Below are 19,056 nucleotides of genomic sequence, written 5' to 3'. Positions count from 1 at the left end.
GTAGATTCTGAAGACGTGAACCCGGACGTCGCAGCTGACCTGAAGGAACTGTCCGACACCCTCGCCAGCGTCGAGGCCGTGTCGGACCTGGACGCCCTGCGTGCCCAGATCGCGGATCTGGAGCAGCAGGCGGCCCGTCCGGACTTGTGGGACGACCCCGAGTCGGCACAGAAAGTAACGAGCCAGCTCTCCCACAAGCAGAGCGAACTGCGTCGCATCGAGGAGCTGCGCCAGCGGCTCGACGACCTCGGTGTGATGTACGAGCTCGCCGAGGAGGAGGGGTCGGCTGACGCACGTGCCGAGGCGGACACGGAGCGTGAGCGGCTGCACGACGACATCGCGTCCATCGAGGTGCGCACTCTGCTTTCCGGCGAGTACGACGAACGCGACGCGATCGTCACCATCCGGTCCGAGGCGGGCGGGGTCGACGCCGCGGACTGGGCGGAGATGCTCCTGCGCATGTACCTGCGGTGGGCGGAGCGGCACGGCTACTCGACCGAGGTCTACGACACCTCGTACGCGGAAGAGGCCGGCATCAAGTCCGCGACGTTCAAGGTCAACGCCCCGTACGCCTACGGGACGCTGTCCGTCGAGCAGGGCACGCACCGGCTCGTCCGCATCTCCCCGTTCGACAACCAGGGACGTCGGCAGACGTCGTTCGCCGGGGTCGAGGTGCTGCCGTTCGTCGAGACCAACGACCACGTCGACATCCCCGAGAAGGACATCCGGATCGACGTGTTCCGGTCGTCGGGGCCCGGTGGACAGAGCGTGAACACCACTGACTCGGCTGTGCGCATCACGCACCTGCCGACCGGCATCGTGGTGTCCTGCCAGAACGAGAAATCGCAGATCCAGAACCGTGCCGCCGCCATGCGGGTGCTGCAGGCGAAGCTGCTGGAGCGCAAACGGCAGGAGGAGCGTGCCGAGATGGACGCGCTCAAGGGTGACGGTGGGTCGTCGTGGGGCAACCAGATGCGGTCGTACGTGCTGCACCCGTACCAGATGGTGAAGGACCTGCGGACCGAGTACGAGGTCGGCAACCCGGGCAGCGTGCTCGACGGGGAGATCGACGGGTTCCTCGAGGCCGGTATCCGCTGGCGGCGCACTCAGGCGGCCTGATTTCGGCGCCGGGGCGGCCACCGGCCCCCGGCGCCAGCCCAGGGGTGAGGGGTGACATCGGGGCCGTCTCGATGTGGGGTTGTCCACAATCGGGGCGGTTGTCCACAGGGGTCCGTCGGCGGTGGCGATCATGTCGGTGACCGGCGCTACGCTGGGATTCGGGGGCCGGAGGCGGCCGTTTGCCGGATCCGTCCCGATCTTGGCTGGTCAGCGTCTTCCGCTCCCAAGGCAACAGGTCGATAACGGATGTAGGTAGACTCGCGCCTCGTGATCCGGCTCGAACACGTTTCGAAGGTGTACAAGACCTCCACGCGCCCCGCGTTGGAGGACGTTTCCGTCGAGATCGACAAGGGTGAGTTCGTCTTCCTCATCGGGGCATCCGGGTCGGGCAAGTCCACCTTTCTCCGGCTGTTGCTACGTGAAGAGGTGCCCACCAAGGGGCGCGTCTACGTGGCCAACTTCGACGTGGTCCGCATGGCGCGGCGCAGGGTCCCCCGCCTGCGCCAGTCCATCGGCTGCGTCTTCCAGGACTTCCGGCTGCTGCACAACAAGACCGTCGCGGAGAACGTCGCCTTCGCGCTCGAGGTCATCGGCAAGCCGCGCAACACCATCCGCAAGGTGGTGCCCGAAGTCCTCGAACTCGTCGGTCTCGAAGGCAAGTCCGCGCGCATGCCGCACGAGCTGTCCGGTGGTGAGCAGCAGCGCGTGGCGATCGCGCGCGCGTTCGTCAACCGGCCGCTGATGCTGCTCGCCGACGAGCCGACCGGAAACCTGGACCCCGACACCAGCCAGGACATCATGCTGCTGCTGGAACGGATCAACCGCACCGGCACGACGGTGCTGATGGCGACCCACGACCACTCGATCGTCGACTCCATGCGGCGCCGGGTCGTGGAACTGTCGCTCGGCCAGGTCGTGCGCGACGACTCACGAGGGGTTTACGGCGTAGGCCGGTAGAAACCCCCGCAACCCCGCCCTCCCGACCCACAAGGACGCCTTCCCCCGATGCGTGCCAGCTTTGTTCTCAGCGAGGTCCTGACCGGCCTGCGCCGGAACGTGACCATGACCATCGCGATGATCCTCACGACCTCGATCTCGCTCTTGATGCTGGGTATCGGGCTCGTCGTGGTGCGGATGATCGACAAGACCCAGGAGGTCTACGAGGACAGGGTCCAGGTCAACGTCTTCCTGACCAACGACATCAGCGCCAACGACAAGGAATGCCAGAACGATCCCTGTCGCACGCTGCGTGCCGACCTGGAGAGCGACCCGGCGGTCGAGCGGGTCACCTACCAGAACCGTGACGACGCCTACGAGCGGTTCAAGCAGATCTTCGAGGCGCAGCCTGAGCTGGTGAAACTCGCCCGGCCGGAGGCGCTGCCCGCGTCGTTCAGCGTGAAGCTCTACCAGCCCGACCGCTCGGACGTGATCATCCAGACCTTCTCGGGCCGTGTCGGCGTCGACTCCGTCACCGACCAGAGCCAGTACCTCGAAGGCCTGTTCGAAGGCTTCAAGGGCGGCCGGGACTTCACGTTCGTGATCGCGCTCATCCAGGCGGTCGCGGCGCTCCTGCTGATCTCCAACACCGTCCAGATGTCGGCCTTCACGAGACGGACGGAAGTCGGCATCATGCGCCTGGTCGGCGCGACCCGCTGGTATACCCAGCTGCCGTTCCTCCTGGAGGCGGTGGTCGCGGGCCTCCTCGGTTCGTTCCTCGGGATCGGCCTGCTCATATTCGTCAAGTCGTGGTTCATCGACCGCGCGCTGGGCGGGTTGTTCGAGTCGGGTGTGCTCAGACGGATCGAGGGCATCGACATCCTGCTGGTGTCACCGTGGCTGGTGCTCACCGCGGTCGCCATCACGGCGATCACCGGCTACGTGACGCTCCGCCTGTACGTGCGCCAGTAAACGGCGTGCGTGGACACGTAGAGTTGTCACCATGTCGAAAGAACGTGGCCAGAAGGTGATCGTGCAGAACCGCAAGGCTCGGCACGACTACACGATCCTGGACACGTACGAGGCCGGGATCGCCCTCATGGGCACCGAGGTCAAGTCGCTGCGCCTCGGCCGTGCGTCGCTCGTGGACGCGTTCGCCACGGTCGACGACGGCGAGGTGTGGCTGCGCAACCTCCACATCCCGGAGTACGTGCTCGGCACGTGGACCAACCACACGCCGCGCCGCACCCGCAAGCTCCTGCTGCACAGGCGCGAGATCGAGCGCCTGATCGGCAAGACGAAAGAGGGCGGCACGGCGCTGGTGCCGCTGTCCATGTACTTCAAGGACGGCAAGGTCAAGGTCGAGTTGGCGCTGGCCAGGGGCAAGAAGGAATACGACAAGCGGCAGTCGTTGGCCAAGCGGGACGCGCAGCGGGAGATCGCGCGCGCCCACGGCAGGGCGCTGAAGGGCCGCCGTTGACACCCGAGTCCGACGCGGAGGTCCCGGCGTTCACCGCGGCGCTGGGCCTCCCCGGGCTGACCGACCTGCACGTCCACTTCCTGCCCGAACCCGTGCAGAAGAAGGTGTGGGGGTTCTTCGACCGGGCCAGCGCCGAGTACGGCACGGAGTGGCCCATCCACTACCGGCTGCCCGCCGCCGAACGGCTCGCCATCCTGCGTGACCTGGGCGTACAGCGGTTCGCGCCGCTCGTGTACCCGCACAAACCGGACATGGCGGCGTGGCTGAACGAGTGGGTCCGCGAGTTCGCCGCGACCACCCCCGAGGCCGTGCCGACCGCCACGTGCTTCCCCGAACCCGGCGCTCCCGAGTACCTCGCCGACGCCATCGACCAGGGCGTTCGCTGCGTGAAGTCACACGTGCAGGTCGGTGCCTACGACCCGCGCGACGAGTTGCTCGACCCCGTCTGGGGGCTCCTCGCCGAGGCCGGGGTGCCGGTCGTCGTCCACTGCGGGCACGGGCCGGTCGCGGGCAAGTACACCGGGCTCGACGTGTTCGAGGACGTGCTGCGCCGCCACCCGCGGCTGGTGGCCGTGCTCGCGCACGCCGGGGCACCCGAGTTCACGCTTGCGCTCGACCTCGTCGACCGCTACGACGGCGTGCACCTCGACACCACCATGGTCGGCGTCCCGTTCAACCGCGCGGACCAGCACCTGCCGGGTGACTGGGTCGCCCGCCTGGCCGCGCACCCCGACCGTGTCGCGCTCGGCACGGACTTCCCGTCCATCCCGTACGACTACGCCACCCAGCTCCGCGCCATCGCGGGCTGGGCCGCCGAGGACGACCGTCTCGGCGAGAACTTCCTGCGTGCGGTGCTGTGGGACACCCCGCGCCGCTTGCTCTCTCTGAGCGAACAGCCAGCGGAAACATCCTGAACCCCTCCTGGGTTGAGTAGGTCAGACTCAACTTTGGAGGGTGGACTCATGGCAGAGTCGTTGACGCTTCCGGTGCTGCCGCTGGACGACACGGTGCTGCTGCCGGGGATGGTCGTGCCGATCCGCATGGCCGGTACCGACGGCGCCGAGGTCAGGGCCGCGGTGGAGGCCGCGCAGGCGGCCACCGAAGGGGAACGGCCGCGCGTGGTGATGGTGCCGCGCCTGGAAGGCAAGTACGCACGCGCCGGTGTGCTCGGCGTCGTCGAGCAGGTCGGCCGCATGCCGGGCGGCGAGCGAGCCGCCGTGGTCCGCGGCACCCAGCGCGTCCGCATCGGCGCGGGCACGACCGGGCCCGGCGCCGCGCTGTGGGTCGAGGTCGAGGTGGCCGACGAGCCGCCCGTGACCGGCCGCACGCAGGAGCTGGCCAAGGAGTACAAGGCGCTGGTCATCACCATGCTCCAGGAGCGTGGCGCGTGGCAGGTCGTCGACTCGGTGCAGTCCGAGGCCGACCCGTCCGCGCTCGCCGACATGGCCGGCTACGCGTCCTGGCTGGACGACGAGCAGAAGCTGTGGCTGCTGGAGACCGCGGACGTCACCGAGCGGCTCGAGAAGCTGCTCGAATGGACCCGCGAGCACCTGGCCGAACTGGACGTCGCGGAGACCATCCGCAAGGACGTCCAGGAAGGCATGGAGCGCCAGCAGCGGGAGTTCCTGCTGCGCCAGCAGCTCGCCGCGATCCGCAAGGAACTGGCCGAGCTGGACGGCAAGCCCGACACCGAGGAGCAGGACTACCGCGCCCGCGTCGAGGCCGCCGACCTGCCCGAGAAGGTTCGCGAAGCCGCGTTGGCGGAGGTCGACAAGCTGGAACGGACCTCCGACCAGTCGCCCGAGGTGGGCTGGATCCGCACCTGGCTGGACACGGTGCTGGAGATGCCGTGGAACACCCGCACCGACGACGCCTACGACATCCAGGGCGCGCGGGAGATCCTGGACACCGACCACGCCGGGCTCGAGGACGTGAAGGACCGCATCATCGAGTACCTGGCCGTCCGCAAGCGGCGCGAGCAGCGTGGTCTCGGTGTCGTCGGCGGCCGGCGCAGCGGCGCCGTGCTGGCGCTCGCCGGTCCGCCCGGGGTCGGCAAGACGTCGCTGGGTGAGTCGGTCGCGCGGGCCATGGGCCGCGAGTTCGTGCGCGTCGCCCTGGGTGGCGTCCGTGACGAGGCGGAGATCCGCGGCCACCGGCGCACCTACGTCGGCGCGCTGCCCGGCCGCATCGTCCGCGCCATCTCCGAGGCGGGCTCGATGAACCCGGTCGTGCTGCTCGACGAGATCGACAAGGTCGGCGCCGACTACCGGGGCGACCCGACCGCCGCGCTGCTCGAGGTGCTGGACCCGGCGCAGAACCACACGTTCCGCGACCACTACCTCGAGGTCGAGCTGGACCTGTCGGACGTCGTGTTCCTGGCGACCGCGAACGTCATCGAGTCCATCCCGGCGCCGCTGCTGGACCGCATGGAACTGGTGCGGCTCGACGGCTACACCGAGGACGAGAAGGTCACCATCGCCCGCGACCACCTGCTGCCGAGGCAGCTCGAACGTGCGGGCCTGGCGGCCGACGAGGTGACGCTGACCGACGACGCGCTGCGGCTGATGGCGGGCGAGTACACCCGCGAGGCAGGCGTGCGGCAGCTGGAGCGGTCGATCGCGCGGGTGCTCCGCAAGATCACCGCGTCCCTGGCGCTGGAGTCGGTGACGCTGCCGCTCACCGTGGACCTCGGTGACCTGCGCACCTACCTCGGCCAGCCGAAGTTCACGCCGGAGTCCGCCGAACGCACGGCGGTGCCCGGCGTGGCGACGGGCCTGGCGGTCACCGGCGCGGGCGGCGACGTGCTGTTCGTCGAGGCGTCGGTCGCGTCGAAGGACTCCGGTGCCACCGGCGTCACGCTGACCGGCCAGCTCGGTGACGTGATGAAGGAGTCGGCGCAGATCGCGCTGTCATACCTGCGTTCGCACGGCGACGTGCTGGACGTGCCGGTCGACTCGCTCGTCGACCAGGGCGTGCACATCCACGTCCCGGCGGGCGCGGTCCCCAAGGACGGGCCGTCCGCGGGCGTCACCATGACGACCGCGCTGGCCTCGCTCCTGTCGGGCCGCCCGGTCCGCGCGGACGTCGCGATGACCGGCGAGGTGTCCCTGACCGGGCGCGTCCTGCCGATCGGTGGGGTGAAGCAGAAGCTGCTCGCCGCCCACCGGGCCGGGATCACGGACGTGGTGCTGCCGAAGCGCAACGAACCCGACCTCGAGGACGTGCCGGAGTCGGTGCTGGACGAACTGACCGTGCACCTGGCGTCCGACGTGCGTGAGGTGCTGGCGGTGGCCCTGGCCCCGGCACGCACCGCCGCGACCGTGGCGGCCTGAGGTCATGCCCTGACGGCACGGACACCCCATCCCCGGCGGGGTGTCCGTGCCGACGGTCATGTGCCGAACACCGGCCCCGTGGCCGGCTGCCACGCCGACGGGCTGGGTTCGTCCGCCGGGACACCGTCGGCCGCCGGCTCCCGCACGTCGCGCGCGGACAGGTAGGCCGCCCCGGCCGTACCCAGCACGAGCGCGGCGAGGAACGCCCGCAGAACCCCGTTCAGGTCGGCCAGTTCGTCGGCGAACCCGCGGCAGCGCCGGCAGCTCTCCAGGTGCTCGCGGATCCGGGCGGCGTCCCGTTTGGACACGCCACCGCGGGTCCAGCGACCGAGCCGGTCGAACGTCGGGCGGCAGTCGTCCGGGGGCGTCCCGGTCAGGTGGACCTGGAGGTAGGCCTGCCGCAGCCCCTCGCGAGCGCGGTAGGCAAGAGCCGAGACACCGTTGGGCGTCAGCCCCATGAGTGGCGCGAGCTGTGCGGGTGACTCGTCTTCGACCTCGGTGTGCCACAGGACCGCCTGCCAGCGTTCAGGCAGCCGGGAGAAGGCCTTCAGGACCAGGGACCGCTCCAGCTTCGTGGCTTCGGTGTCCTGGAACGGCTCGCTGATCGACTCCAGCCGGACGCCCAGCGTTGTCGTCACGTCGTCGGAGAAACGCAGCGGCCGGTCCTTGCGTTCCCGGTTGTAGGCGACGTGCTTGATCGCGACCAACAGGTACGGCCGAAAGGCGTGATCAGGCCCGCCCCCGGCACGCAACGTGTCCAGGACCCGGGCGAACGCCTCCGCCACGTAGTCGTCGGCCTCGTGCCGGGACCACGCCAGCTGCCGTGCGGCGCGACGCCCGGCGGCGGAGTGCCGTTCGTACAGCTCGGCATACGCGTCGTCGCCGCCCGCGCGGACCGACTCGATCAACTCGCTGTCGCTCGGACCCGGGATCGTCTTCTCGTCAGCCATTCCGTTGTGCTCCTGTGGTGACAGCAGTGGTCACGAACGGAACACGCGTGGTCACGTGACATGACGCCACTCACCCGGGTGAATCGGGCCGACGGTCACGGGTGCCGCCGTCATACCGTGCGAGGCCGCGTGTTCGGACCACGTGACGAACCCCTGGCAACTGACCGGCATCCTGCTGGCCGGCGCGGTCCTCGGCTTGGGCCGCCCGACGTTGTTCCTGCTCGCGGTCCTCGCCCACCGCCGCTGGCGCATTCCGGTACACGACGTGGAACGCCTGATCAACGCCTGCTTCCGCCGCGGCAGCGGCGGAGCGCGACGACCTCGACGACCTCGACGTGAGCGGACCTAGTGCCGCTACCCCCGCTCGAGAAAGGTCAGCACCGCCCGCACGCGGCGGTGTTCCTCCGCGCTCGGCTCCAGCCCCAGCTTCGAGAAGATGTTCCCGACGTGCTTCTCGACCGCGCCGTCCGACACGGTCAGCGACTTCGCGATGGCCACGTTCGTCAACCCCTGCGCCATCAGCCCGAGGACCTCGCGCTCACGTGGGGTCAGCACGTCGATCGGGTTTCGTCGACCTCTGGCCATGAGCTGTGCGATCACCTCCTGGTCGATGCACGTGCCGCCGCCCGCGACCCGCTGCACCGCGTCGACGAACTCGGCGACGTCCGCCACCCGCTCCTTCAGCAGGTAGCCGACACCGCCCGCGCCGCCGGACAGGAGCTCCACCGCGTAGCGCTCCTCCACGTACTGCGACAGCACCAGCACCGGCAGACCCGGCTGGTTCTCGCGTGCCTTCAACGCGGCACGCAGACCCTCGTCGGTGAACGACGGCGGCATCCGCACGTCCACGATCGCGAGGTCCGGGCGGTGCTCGCTCACCGCGACCAGCAGACCGTCCCCGTCCTCGGTCGCGGCCACCACCTCGATGTCCTCGTCCGCCAGCAGGCGTTCGATGCCCGCGCGCAGCAGCACCGAATCCTCCGCGATCACCACGCGCATGGCAGGTCCGCCCTGATCACCGTCGGCCCGCCGAGGGGGCTCACCACCGTCATCACGCCGTCAATCGTGGCAGCCCGGTCCGCGAGCCCCGCCAGGCCACCGCCCGGCCGCAGCGACGCGCCACCCGCGCCGTCGTCGGTGATCTCCACGATCACCAGCACACCGGTCGGCCGGTCCTCCCGCCACGCGTTGACCTTCGCCTCCTTCGCGCCCGAGTGCTTCGCGATGTTCGTGAGGCACTCGCCGACGATGAAGTACGCCGTCGACTCCACCGCCGCGGGCGGTCGCGGTTCGATCAGCACGTTCACCTCGACCGGGATCGGGCACTTCGCCGCCAGCGACGACAGCGCCGCGTCCAGCCCCCGGTCGCCCAGCACCGCCGGATAGATACCCCGCGCCAGGTCACGCAGCTCCGACACCGCGAGCTTCGCGTCCGCGTGCGCCTCGTCGATCAGCGCCTTCGCCGCGTCCGGGTCGGCGTCCATCTTGTTCTTCGCCCTGCCCAGGCCCATGGCGACCGCGACCAGCCGCTGCTGCGCGCCGTCGTGCAGGTCGCGCTCGATGCGCCGCCGCTCCGCCTCCGCCGCGTCCACCCCACGCGCACGGGAGGCCTGCAGGTGCTCCGCCTTCTGCGTCAGCGCCTCGGTCTCGGTCGGGCCCAGCAGCCACTTCGCCAGCAGGACGTGCAGCGCCGCGACCACCGGCAGCACGAACAGGCCCACCGGCAGGATCACGATGCCGACCAACGCCAGCGGCAGCTCGAAACACGCCAGCGGGAACGCGATCAGCAGGTACGCGAGGTTGCGCCACATCTGCGGATGCGTCAGCTTGCGCACGTAGCGCTGCCAGAACGTGCCGGAATCGTCGTAGGCGATCTTCGGGGCCGGGATGTCCACGCCCAGCGTGCCGCGGATCAGCGCCCGGTTCGCCTGCGCGAACCCGAACACCACCTTCGTCGCCAGCAACAGGATCGCCAGCCCCAGCCACACCACCAGCGTGCCGATGCCCGCCGAGAACAGGGCCACGATCAGGACGAACGCCAGCACGTTGACCGGGAACGCGGAAACCATGAAGCCCGCGGCCTTGAACCCCCGGCTGACAAGCGTCGGCTGCTCGGTCTCCGGCTCCGGCACGGGATTGTTCCTGACAGGCGCTGCCACGGTGTCAGCATCCACCTGCTCGTCCCCGGGAACCAAATACAGCTGCGGCTGGTCCGGCGCCGGGCTGCTCATCGCGTCACCGGCCCGAAGTTCATCGAGTTCGACGGCCACTCGTTCGACCAGTCGATCGCGCCCGCCGTCGACAGGCCCTCCAGCCGCGCGATGTGCCGCTCGCTCGGGCCCAGCATCGCCCTCGCGTACCGGGCGTGCAGCGTGCCGAGGCCCTTCGTCACGGTGACCGCCAACGCCAGCACCAGCACACCCAGCCCCGCGAACGGCAGCGTGCCCATCCACGAGTCGATGTGCCAGACCGGGTGATCCCACAGGACGATCTGCCAGTCGGTGGGCATCCAGTTCCAGTACAGCGGCAGGAACATCAGGTACAGCGACACCGACCACAGCACCACCACGATCGTGAACTCCGCGATGCCCACCGGCAGCATCAGCAGCAGGTAGACCATGTCCTTCCAGGTCGCGGGGTCCTTCGCGCCGGTCAGCCAGCGGGACTTCTGCCCGGCGGGGCGGTACGGCGAGGCCACGTACGTGCCCAGCATGCCGTGCACCCGCATCCGCTCCAGCGTCGCCATGCCCCGCATGCCCAGCACTGCCAGCGCCAGCACCGCCAGCCCCACCCAGATGATCACCGTGCTCACACCGACCGCCATCGTCGTCACGACGAACACGAACGACGCGATCCCCACCGGCAGGTTCATCACCAGGTACGCGAGCGCGCCGAGCAGCGGAGGGTTCGGCCGGGTGCCGTCGCGCACAGTGCTGGTGGTCATCTCTGGTCTCCTTCGTCGGTGTCGCAGGACCACGATCCCGCGACGCGCGGGGCGAAACCATGAGGAGGACCACCGACTTCGGGGTGGGGTTATCCCTACCTCCGTTAACCGGAATGATCCGGGGGCCGTCGGGCGTTATGCTGGTCGAGACACAGTCCCACCAAGGGGGTGAACGGTTTCGACTCTGGACGTTGATTCAAGGGAAGCGTGCAGGTGCAGGCAGATGACCACCTCAAGCGTCGCTGCAAACCAATAAGCGCCAAGGTTAGTAACCAGCGCGACGTCGCTCTCGCCGCCTGAGCGAGTAGCGATGTCTGTCGGCCCGGGGTCGCCTCCGACCCGGTTCGCCGGCATCAGCTAGGAGGCTTACCGCCACGGGTCGGCCGCGGACCTGTAGCGGGACAACCACAGCGGCTGGGCCCGTCACACCGGCTAGTTCACGTGACCGGTGGGGTCAAGTAGAGACACAGTGAACTGCGCACGGAGAAGCCTTGATGAGGCGACAGAGGACCCGGGTTCGATTCCCGGCACCTCCACCGACCTCTGGCCGACCCTGCTCGGTTGCCGTTGGCAACCTCGCCGGGTCGGCCGTCATCGTGTTGGGGGGCCGAGCCCCCCAAGCCCCCCACGGTGCGGGTGGTTCCTGACCCAGCGTGGTTACGTGTGGGGTGGTTGGGAGGAGGTCGATGCCGATGCCTGTTGGCGTGTTGGCTGGGGTTGTTGGTGGGGTTGTCAGTGGGGTGCCGTCCACGTTGCATGCCCTGGGTGCTCGGCGGGATGTGTTGGGGGCCTCCCGGGCGGCTGGGAAGGTGCTTCTGCCTGCTGAGGAGCGGGATCTTCCGTTGCTTGTCGCGGCTTTGCCGGTGCATTTTGGGGTTTCCGCCTGGTGGGGGGTTGTTCTGGAGCGGGTGTTGCCTCGGCGTGGCACTGTGCTGGCAGGCGTTTTCGCCGGGGGTGTGATCGCGTTGCTCGACCTTTCGATGCCGGGGCGGCGGACTGCCGCTGTGCGTGCTTTGCCGGTTTTTCCGCAGGTTGTGGACCACCTTGTGTTCGGCGCCGTGGTGGGGGCCTACCTGCGGCGACGGGCTCTCAGGTTGCGCTAAGGCGGGTTCGGTAGCTTTCGGGACGTGGTTCGTCCGTCCGCGCGGGCGCTCGACGTGATCGGCCTGCTCGTCAGGCTCGGCCTGGCCGCTGTGTGGCTGGTGTCCGGAGCGATCAAGGTCAGCGACCTCAACCAGACCTACATCGCGGTGCAGGCCTACGACCTGCTGCCCGCCGGGGCCGTCAGCGTCGTGGCCGCCGGGTTGCCGTTCCTCGAGCTCCTGCTCGGGGTGCTGCTGCTCGCCGGGCTCGGCACACGGCTCGTCGCCATCGCGTCCGCGGTGGTGCTGGTCGCGTTCGTCTTCGGTGTCGCGCAGTCGTGGGCGCGCGGGCTCACCATTGACTGCGGGTGCTTCGGCGGGGGCGGGCAGATCGCCGCCGGCGAGACGCGGTACCCGCAGGAACTCGCACGGGACATCGGGTTCCTGTTGCTCGCCGGCTGGCTGGCAGTGCGGCCGCGCAGCCTGGCGTCGCTCGACGGATGGCTTACCGTCCGCGGTCCCGAGGTGGAAACCGTGGACACACAGGGAAGGACTTGATCGGTGGGTGGAGCTGAGCGCAACGCTCGCAAGAAGCGCCAGGCGCAGACGGCGACCGGCCGGAGCACGGCGGTCGCCGCCGCCCGCAGGAGCACCGACCGCAAGAAGATCGCGGTCGGCGCCGTCGTGGTCGTCGTCGTGGCCATCGCCGTCATCGGCGGTGTGCTGATCTACAACAACCAGAAGAACGCCACCGAAGGCCAGGACATCCAGGCCCGGCCCGGCGCCTCCCAGCAGTCCGACGCCGCCGAGGCCGACTACCCCGTGGCCCGCGACGGCGGGATCGTCGTCGTCGGCGACGACGACGCCAAGGTCACCCTCGACGTCTACGAGGACTTCCTCTGCCCGGCCTGCCGCGTCTTCGAGGAGACCTACGGCGACGACATCGAGAAGCACGTCGCCGACGGCACCGTCAAGGTCCGCTACCACATGCTGCCCATGCTCAACGAGCGCTCCGACCCGCCCGGCTACTCCATGGACTCCGCCAACGCCGGTCTGTGCGCCGCCGACGCGGGCCAGTTCCCCGCGTTCCACAAGAGCCTCTTCGGCGACCAGCCCGAGGAAGGCAGCCGTGGCTGGGACCGCCGGCAGCTCGCCAAGCTCGGCGAACAGCTCGGCATCTCGGGCACGACGTTCGAGAAGTGCGTCGTCGACGGCACCTACAACGACCTCGTCCAGCAGAACTTCGACGACGTCAAGGCCGCGCCCTACCTGCAGCAGGAGTTCCCGGACGGGTCCAAGGGCTTCGGCACCCCGACCATCGCGGTGGAGGAGAAGGTCGTCGACACGTCCAAGTCCGACTGGCTGGACCAGCTCGTCAAGTCAGCCGCCTAGCCCGGCCAGCGGCGGCGGACCCTCCGACCAGCGCACGAACCGCTTCGCCTTGCCGACCTCGGTACGCGGCACGCTGCCCGCGGCCAGCACGTGCACCACACACGTGATGCCCAGCCGCTCCCGCAGCGCCACGTCCAGGTCGGCGGCGAGTGACGCGTCCCCCGCCGTCTGCTCCACCGCCACCCGCAGCTCCGGGCGCGCCGGGTCCCGCCGATCCTCCACCACCAGGTAGTGCGGGCTGACCCGGTCGTCGGCGAGCAGCACCGCCTCGATCTCCGTCGGGAACACGTTCACGCCGCGGACCACCAGCATGTCGTCGGTGCGGCCCAGCAGCTTCGACATGCGCCGCAGCGTCCTCGGCGCACCCGGCACCGGGCCCGCCAGCGTGGCCACGTCGCCCGAGCGGTAGCGCAGCAGCGGCATGCCCGTCTTCGTCAACGTCGTGAACACCAGCTCACCCGGTGTGCCGTCCGGCACCGGCCTGCCGTCCGCGCCGACCGCCTCCACGAAGAAATGGTCCTCGGCGACGTTCAACATGCCGTCCGAATCCAGCGACTCGGCCGCCACCCCGGGCCCGATGATCTCCGACAGACCGTAGATGTCGAGCGCACGCAACCCCAGCAGCCGCTCGATCTGCGCGCGCATCTCGTTCGTCCACGGCTCCGCACCGAACAGCCCGGCCCGCAGACTCGTCGGCCCGATCCCCGCCGCCGCCATCGCCTCCCCGAGGAAGATCGCGTACGACGGCGTGCACGTCAGGATGTCCGGCTTCAGGTCCACGATCATCCGCACCTGCCGGTCCGTCATCCCACCCGAAAGAGGGAGGACGGTCGCGCCGAGCCGCATCCCACCGTGGTGCACGCCGAGACCGCCGGTGAACAGACCGTAGCCGTACGCGTTGTGCACCAAGCTCCGCCGCGTCGCGCCCGCCCCACCCAGCGCACGGGCCATGACCTGCGCCCACACGTCCACGTCGGCGGCCGTGTACGGCACCAGCGTCGGCCGGCCACCGGTCCCCGACGAGCCGTGCACGCACACGACGTCCTCGACCGGCGCCGCCCGCAGGCCCTCCGGGTAGTGATCCCACAGGTCACGCTTAGTGACCGTGGGCAACCGATGGATGTCGTCCAGTGACACGTCCGCGCCGGCCCGCACCCCGGCGTCCACCAGCCGGCGCGCCTGCAGCCCACCGGCCGCGAGCAGCCGGTCGACCAGCCCCCGCAACCGCTGTTCCTGCAGCTCCCGGCGACGTGCGGGATCCGTCCCCTCCGCGTCGGGCTCGACAAGGGGCACCACGAGGGCATCAGCGACCACGGAGTGGGTGTAGCACGTGACCAGGCCATTGCGGAAGGACCGACCCCGCTGCAACGCCCCCTGAACGGGGAGGTATCTTGTACGAGCACAAGGGGCTGTAGCGCAGCTGGTAGCGCACCACACTGGCAGTGTGGGGGTCAGGGGTTCGAACCCCCTCAGCTCCACCCTAGGGGTCTTACTAGAACAAGTGCCTGAATGAAGGCCGCGAAGTAGGACCGTGACGCTTGACGGCGTGCAAGGACCACCCGCGTTGCGGGTGGTCCTTTTGCTTGTGTCCTCCGCGTTGGGTGCGGCGGTCCGCTGATCTTGGATGGCGTGGAGTTCGCCGAAGGGCTCACGGAGCTCACCGTCTGTGATCTTGTCGTCCTCGATGTAGAGGGCGTGGAAGATCGCTTGGTTGAGGAGGCGCCGCTGTTGGTCGTTGCAGCGTCGGTATAGCTGGTCGGGCTGTTCGAGGAGGGCAAGGCTGGCGTTGACGAGCTGGGCGCTGTCGGTGAGGTCGGCGTTGGCTGTGTCGAGGCGCTCCTCCAGCCGGCGGCGTTCGCGGGCGATGTCGCGTAGCTTCTCCTTGACCTTGGTCCGAGGCAGCGTGCTGTCGGCGGCGAGGTCGATCAAGTTCTCCTCCTTCGTGTCGAGTTCCTTGAGCTGTGCGGTGATCTGCTTGCGCAGGAGGCGTGCGGACTTTTCCTGCTCGCCGAGCACGGCATCGATCTGATCGCGCATGTCAGCGATGAACGGCTGGCTGAAGCGAATCGCGGAGTAGTGGCGCTCAACCGCGTCCTCGACGAGCGTGACGTTGACGTGGGGTGCTTGGCACAGTCCCTTTTGCCGGCCGCGGCAGAAGAAGTACAGGTACTCGGCGCCCTTGGAGTTGATGGTCCGTTGGATGATCATCCGCCGCTTGATGCCGTCGCGTTGGCAGCGTCCACAGAAGAGTGATCCCTTGAGGTAGTGGTGGTGGACGCGACGGCGTTCTTGTGCCGTCATGCGAGATTCGAGGATCTCCTGGACGGTGTCGAAGAGGTCCTCGTCGATGAGGGGCTCGTGTCGCCCCTGGATTTCTTCGCCGTCGTACTCGACGTATCCGAGGTAGTAGCGATCGCGCAGCATTTGCGAAATCTTGTTCTCGGAGATCTTCTTGGCGGGGTGTCGCCGGGTGGCCCTGGTGCGTAGGCCGCGGTCGTAGAGCTCGTCAGCCAGCTCTTCTTGCGTGTAGTCGCCGGTGGCGAAGAGCTCGAAACCCAGCTGGACAAAGGGCGCCCGTTCGGGGTCGACGATGATCGTGCGGATCACGCGGCCGTCGGAGTGGTCGATGTGGTTGAGGTAGCCGAGTTTCGCGCGGCCGAGCGTGCCGCCGTTGCGCGCCTTCTGGCCCATCTTGTATGCGATGTCGGCACCGGACTGGCGGGATTGGTACTCGTTGAACGTGGTCAGGATGCCGTGCATCAGCTGGCCGACCGGGGTGTCGTCGATGGCTTCGGTGGCCGAGACCAGGGTGACGCCGCGCTTGCGCAGGTCTGCCATGACGATCGCGTCGTCGTAGCGGTTCCGCGCCATGCGCGAGAGCTGGTAGATGATGATGACGTCGACGTCGCCTTGGCTGCGGACCCGCGCGAGCATCTGTTGGAATGCTTCGCGTTTGGTCATCTCCGTTCCCGAGCGTCCGGGTTCGACGTACTCGTCGATGACCGTGACGCCGAGGTCTCGCGCCTTGCGAAGGCACGCTTCCCGTTGGGCCGGGATGGAGATGCCTTCTGGGTTGTAGTCGGTGCGGACTTGCCCGGTCGAGGACACGCGCAGGTAGATCACTGCGCGGGTGCCGGGGGCAAGGTCGTCCGTCGGCGGCTGGATGGGGATGGTGACGTCCTGCTGCAGTTCGTCGATGAAGTCGGCATAAGCGCTGGTCATGACACCTCCTTCTGAGGGCGGCCTGGACGGTGGACCGTGCAGCCGGCGAGTGGGTCCTGGCGGCTGGATCGCGCGCTTCCGGCGAGCGGCGAATTCGTGGCGGGGTTGCTGTGTCTCACCGGCTGCGGAACCGCGCGAGGATGCGTCGGAACGGTTGGCACTTCGGCCGTCGCCAGAGTCGAGCGCGTGGGGCGACGTACTCGTCGATGACCGACAAGCCCAGTTCCCTGGCCCTGCGCAGGCATGCCTCACGCTGGGCCGTGACGCTGTGCTCGCTCTCGGCCCGGTCGGAGGCCACGCGTATGTAGATCACTGCTCGGGCGTCGGTCGCGGGGGCATCCGATGGTCGCTGCGTGGGGACAGGACAGCGCTGCTGACGTTCGTTGTCCGAGTTGGCGTACGCGCTGGTCATGACACCTCGTTGTGGGTCGTTCGGATTGGTTGGTGTTGTTCGGCGGAGTGGGCCCCGGCGGGATTTGCGGCTAGCCCGCGAGCGGCGACTCGTTGTCGGATCGCTGCTCGTGCCGACGACGGTCGCGTCGATCTGCGACTGCTCCCGTCTGCTCGATCTCCGCGACGGCGGTCACCACGCGCACGAGAAAGAGGCCGTGCGCGGTCTCGGTGTCGAGGGCGGGATCGGCGGCCGAGACGACCCGCACGCCTCGGGACGTCAGCTCGCTGAGAACGAAGGCGAGGTGCTGCGTCTTGCGGGACAGGCTGTACAGGTGATTGACGACGAGCACGTCGATGACTCCGGATCGGGCTGCCGCCAATATCCGTTGCAGCCCTGGACGTTTCAGCGTGCCGCCTGATGCGTAGTCGCTGCTGCGGAGAGCGATGTGCCAACCGGGTTGGGACGCGACGTAGGTCTGCAGGTGGTCACTTTCGCGGAGCGTGGGCCACCGCTGGTAGAGGCCGACGCGTACCGACCGTCGAGTTCGTGGGTGTGTGTCGCGACGACTGCGGGGATCGCAAGTGACAGGCGGCATCGTGCTGGACCGTCCTTTCGAGTCATTGGCGAGCGGCTTCGTTCTGCTGCGTTCGTTGCGCAAGCGCGAATGGGCGGCGTCATGCCGCGTCGCGGCGGTGGTCGCGGTGGCCGGCGTCCGCAGCGCCTGGCTCGGCGGGCAGCGTTTGTTCGCTGGCTTCGGCCTGCAGCAGGTCGGCTGCGAGGCAGGCGACCACCCGCGCGAGCTTGTGCATGTCCGGTGGATCGCGGCGGACGCCGCGCACCACCACGTTGCGCACAGCTCTGCCCGCGCCAACGCGCCGTCGGGGTTGCCTGTTCGACGCGTTGACGGGGCTTCCTTGCTGCTCCTGGTCAGCCGGAGAAGGAACGTCGGCGCAGTTGTCGTTGGTCTGGTCAGGGTTGCGAGGTTGAGCGCACATGAGCGCCCCCTTCGTGCCCATGAAGCCCGCGGCTGGCGGAGGTTCACGGGGCTGCTGGTCGGCGACAGGAACCGTCGACACAGCGGGCGCTCCCAGCCGTTGACACCTGCGGTCGCCGGTCCGCGCGAGGCGGGTTTCGCGGCGACGCGGGCACGCACCATGACGTGCGTTGAATGAGCTGGGACCGCCGAAGCTGTCACGACCCACGGGCCTCTACTCCCCGAGTGCACATGTACGGGGCCGGCGCTCGTGGCCGTGCTGGACTCTTGCCGTTCGGCGGGGCCGAACTGGTACTGGATCACCTCGTCAGCGCGAGGTGAGCGGTCGACGCGAGTCCAGAAGATCGCTACCGGCGCTGGCAGCGGACTGCGGTGCGTCGGCATGGCGGTGAACGTGATGGGCGCCGAAGCACCTCCTTTCTCTCGAACCGGGGACAGGTCTGCCATTCAACTAAGGTAGCACCTGAGTAAATCCGGTAAAACCTTAGTAGCTCAAGTCATGCTTGTTGATCGGCGTGTGTCTGCTGAACACGCCGGACGTGCGACGGCCGGCCTTCGTCGCCATCGGGGACACTGAGCGTCGGTTGGCGACGGCGCGAAGCGCCTCGGAGCGACGAACACGGGACGGCAGCGGGTGCAGATCGAGTGGCGGCTGCGGAAGGTCATGGCCTCCCGCGACGTCTGGAACGCGACTCAGCTGCGCGAACTCCTCATCCAGCGCGCCGGGTTCGAGCTGTCCCTCCAGTCGGTTGACGTGCTGATCAAGAGGCAACCGGTCCAGGTGAAGGTGGTGACCTTGCAGGCGTTGTGCACGACGCTGCGGTGCACGCCCAACGAGCTGTTCGGAATCGACACGCCACGTGACGTCTCGCTCGTCGAACCGGACACCGCGGAGTCCCGCGACGAGCAGTGAGCCCTCGGCGGCGAACGCGGCGACGGCCATCACGCGGCCCTCCTCGATACCTGCGGGGACACGCTGTCCGCAGACAGTCCCGCCGACCCCAGCGTGGTTCGGATCTGCCGATACCAGCTGAGCGCGAAGCGCAGACAGTTCGACTCGGTGCGATGGCTCGGACCGCATCCGGGCACGTACCGGCCGCGCATACTCCAGGACATCGTTCTCTCGCCGGTCAGACACTGTTGATCGGTCACGGGTGGCGGGGTAGCCCGGCCCTTGTAGCGGCCTTGCCCGCGGATAGTCCGATCGGCGG

At 68.7% G+C, this 19,056-nt stretch carries 17 protein-coding genes, 1 tRNA gene, 1 other RNA gene and 1 pseudogene; 13 read left to right on the top strand and 7 right to left on the bottom strand.

The features are described from left to right. Window positions 1-15: 15 nt before the first annotated feature. The 6 genes from prfB to lon all read left to right on the top strand — a co-directional run bounded on the left by prfB (window position 16) and on the right by lon (window position 6,867). Entirely contained in the window at window positions 16-1,119 is a 1,104-nt protein-coding gene (prfB, locus tag ACIBVP_RS44675; RefSeq protein WP_396112648.1) for a peptide chain release factor 2, read from the top strand. A 267-nt stretch (window positions 1,120-1,386) separates the two neighbouring features. Then, window positions 1,387-2,076 (top strand): cell division ATP-binding protein FtsE, encoded by a 690-nt coding sequence (gene ftsE / locus ACIBVP_RS44670; protein WP_396112647.1) that lies wholly within the window; start codon window positions 1,387-1,389, stop codon window positions 2,074-2,076. 48 nt (window positions 2,077-2,124) lie between these two features. Further along, window positions 2,125-3,027 (top strand): permease-like cell division protein FtsX, encoded by a 903-nt coding sequence (ftsX, locus tag ACIBVP_RS44665; RefSeq protein WP_396112646.1) that lies wholly within the window; start codon window positions 2,125-2,127, stop codon window positions 3,025-3,027. Between the two features lie 31 nt (window positions 3,028-3,058). After that, window positions 3,059-3,535, top strand: a complete 477-nt coding sequence (smpB, locus tag ACIBVP_RS44660; RefSeq protein WP_396112645.1) for an SsrA-binding protein SmpB — start codon at window positions 3,059-3,061, stop codon at window positions 3,533-3,535. Beyond that, the gene (locus tag ACIBVP_RS44655; RefSeq protein WP_396112644.1) at window positions 3,532-4,449 is read left to right on the top strand and encodes an amidohydrolase family protein; all 918 of its coding nucleotides are present in this window, start codon (window positions 3,532-3,534) and stop codon (window positions 4,447-4,449) included. The genes smpB and ACIBVP_RS44655 overlap by 4 nt, the downstream gene beginning before the upstream one ends. A 48-nt stretch (window positions 4,450-4,497) precedes the next feature. Beyond that, entirely contained in the window at window positions 4,498-6,867 is a 2,370-nt protein-coding gene (lon, locus tag ACIBVP_RS44650) for an endopeptidase La (RefSeq protein ID WP_396112643.1), read from the top strand. 56 nt (window positions 6,868-6,923) lie between these two features. Here lon and ACIBVP_RS44645 read toward each other — a convergent pair whose 3' ends face one another. Beyond that, window positions 6,924-7,817 carry a sigma-70 family RNA polymerase sigma factor gene (locus ACIBVP_RS44645; RefSeq protein WP_396112642.1) on the bottom strand — a complete coding sequence of 298 codons (894 nt, stop codon included), beginning with the start codon at window positions 7,815-7,817 and terminating at the stop codon, window positions 6,924-6,926. A gap of 142 nt (window positions 7,818-7,959) precedes the next feature. Between ACIBVP_RS44645 and ACIBVP_RS44640 the strand changes: the two genes are divergently transcribed. Further along, the gene (locus tag ACIBVP_RS44640; protein WP_396112641.1) at window positions 7,960-8,166 is read left to right on the top strand and encodes a hypothetical protein; all 207 of its coding nucleotides are present in this window, start codon (window positions 7,960-7,962) and stop codon (window positions 8,164-8,166) included. 5 nt (window positions 8,167-8,171) lie between these two features. Here the strand turns inward: ACIBVP_RS44640 and ACIBVP_RS44635 are convergent, their stop codons facing one another. The 3 genes from ACIBVP_RS44635 to ACIBVP_RS44625 all read right to left on the bottom strand — a co-directional run bounded on the left by ACIBVP_RS44635 (window position 8,172) and on the right by ACIBVP_RS44625 (window position 10,761). Then, window positions 8,172-8,816, bottom strand: a complete 645-nt coding sequence (locus ACIBVP_RS44635) for a response regulator (protein ID WP_396112640.1) — start codon at window positions 8,814-8,816, stop codon at window positions 8,172-8,174. Next, the gene (locus ACIBVP_RS44630; protein WP_396112672.1) at window positions 8,804-9,886 is read right to left on the bottom strand and encodes a sensor histidine kinase; all 1,083 of its coding nucleotides are present in this window, start codon (window positions 9,884-9,886) and stop codon (window positions 8,804-8,806) included. Before ACIBVP_RS44630 ends, ACIBVP_RS44635 begins: the two co-directional genes overlap by 13 nt. A 158-nt stretch (window positions 9,887-10,044) precedes the next feature. Next, complete coding sequence (locus ACIBVP_RS44625; RefSeq protein ID WP_396112639.1) at window positions 10,045-10,761, bottom strand: sensor domain-containing protein; 717 nt, start codon at window positions 10,759-10,761, stop codon at window positions 10,045-10,047. 164 nt (window positions 10,762-10,925) lie between these two features. Between ACIBVP_RS44625 and ssrA the strand changes: the two genes are divergently transcribed. The 3 genes from ssrA to ACIBVP_RS44610 all read left to right on the top strand — a co-directional run bounded on the left by ssrA (window position 10,926) and on the right by ACIBVP_RS44610 (window position 13,235). Next, window positions 10,926-11,300, top strand: a transfer-messenger RNA (tmRNA) gene (ssrA, locus tag ACIBVP_RS44620). Window positions 11,301-11,888: 588 nt separating this feature from the next. Continuing rightward, window positions 11,889-12,401: a MauE/DoxX family redox-associated membrane protein gene (locus tag ACIBVP_RS44615; RefSeq protein WP_396112638.1), complete on the top strand. Its 513-nt coding sequence runs from the start codon at window positions 11,889-11,891 to the stop codon at window positions 12,399-12,401. 3 nt (window positions 12,402-12,404) lie between these two features. Further along, a complete protein-coding gene (locus ACIBVP_RS44610; protein WP_396112637.1) occupies window positions 12,405-13,235 on the top strand; it encodes a DsbA family protein in 831 nt (276 codons plus the stop codon). Here the strand turns inward: ACIBVP_RS44610 and ACIBVP_RS44605 are convergent. Next, complete coding sequence (locus ACIBVP_RS44605) at window positions 13,224-14,549, bottom strand: phenylacetate--CoA ligase family protein (RefSeq protein WP_396112671.1); 1,326 nt, start codon at window positions 14,547-14,549, stop codon at window positions 13,224-13,226. The two genes, ACIBVP_RS44610 and ACIBVP_RS44605, sit on opposite strands and share 12 nt — an antisense overlap. A gap of 91 nt (window positions 14,550-14,640) precedes the next feature. Between ACIBVP_RS44605 and ACIBVP_RS44600 the strand changes: the two genes are divergently transcribed. Continuing rightward, window positions 14,641-14,713 (top strand) — tRNA-Ala (locus tag ACIBVP_RS44600). 883 nt (window positions 14,714-15,596) lie between these two features. On the opposite strand, the pseudogene ACIBVP_RS44595 reads toward ACIBVP_RS44600, so the two are convergent. After that, window positions 15,597-16,457 (bottom strand): annotated as a pseudogene (locus tag ACIBVP_RS44595) (recombinase family protein); the annotation flags it as partial. Between the two features lie 482 nt (window positions 16,458-16,939). Beyond that, window positions 16,940-17,446: a recombinase family protein gene (locus ACIBVP_RS44590; protein WP_246272384.1), complete on the bottom strand. Its 507-nt coding sequence runs from the start codon at window positions 17,444-17,446 to the stop codon at window positions 16,940-16,942. Here ACIBVP_RS44590 and ACIBVP_RS44585 point away from each other — a divergent pair. Both ACIBVP_RS44585 and ACIBVP_RS44580 read left to right on the top strand, forming a co-directional pair. Beyond that, the gene (locus tag ACIBVP_RS44585; RefSeq protein WP_168522218.1) at window positions 17,433-18,023 is read left to right on the top strand and encodes a hypothetical protein; all 591 of its coding nucleotides are present in this window, start codon (window positions 17,433-17,435) and stop codon (window positions 18,021-18,023) included. The two genes, ACIBVP_RS44590 and ACIBVP_RS44585, sit on opposite strands and share 14 nt — an antisense overlap. A gap of 456 nt (window positions 18,024-18,479) precedes the next feature. After that, entirely contained in the window at window positions 18,480-18,758 is a 279-nt protein-coding gene (locus ACIBVP_RS44580) for a helix-turn-helix transcriptional regulator (protein WP_168522275.1), read from the top strand. Window positions 18,759-19,056: the final 298 nt, after the last annotated feature.

Source organism: Actinophytocola sp. NPDC049390 (genome assembly GCF_044466355.1).
Lineage (GTDB): Bacteria > Actinomycetota > Actinomycetes > Mycobacteriales > Pseudonocardiaceae > Actinophytocola.
This window is presented reverse-complemented; position numbering and strand designations above follow the sequence as displayed.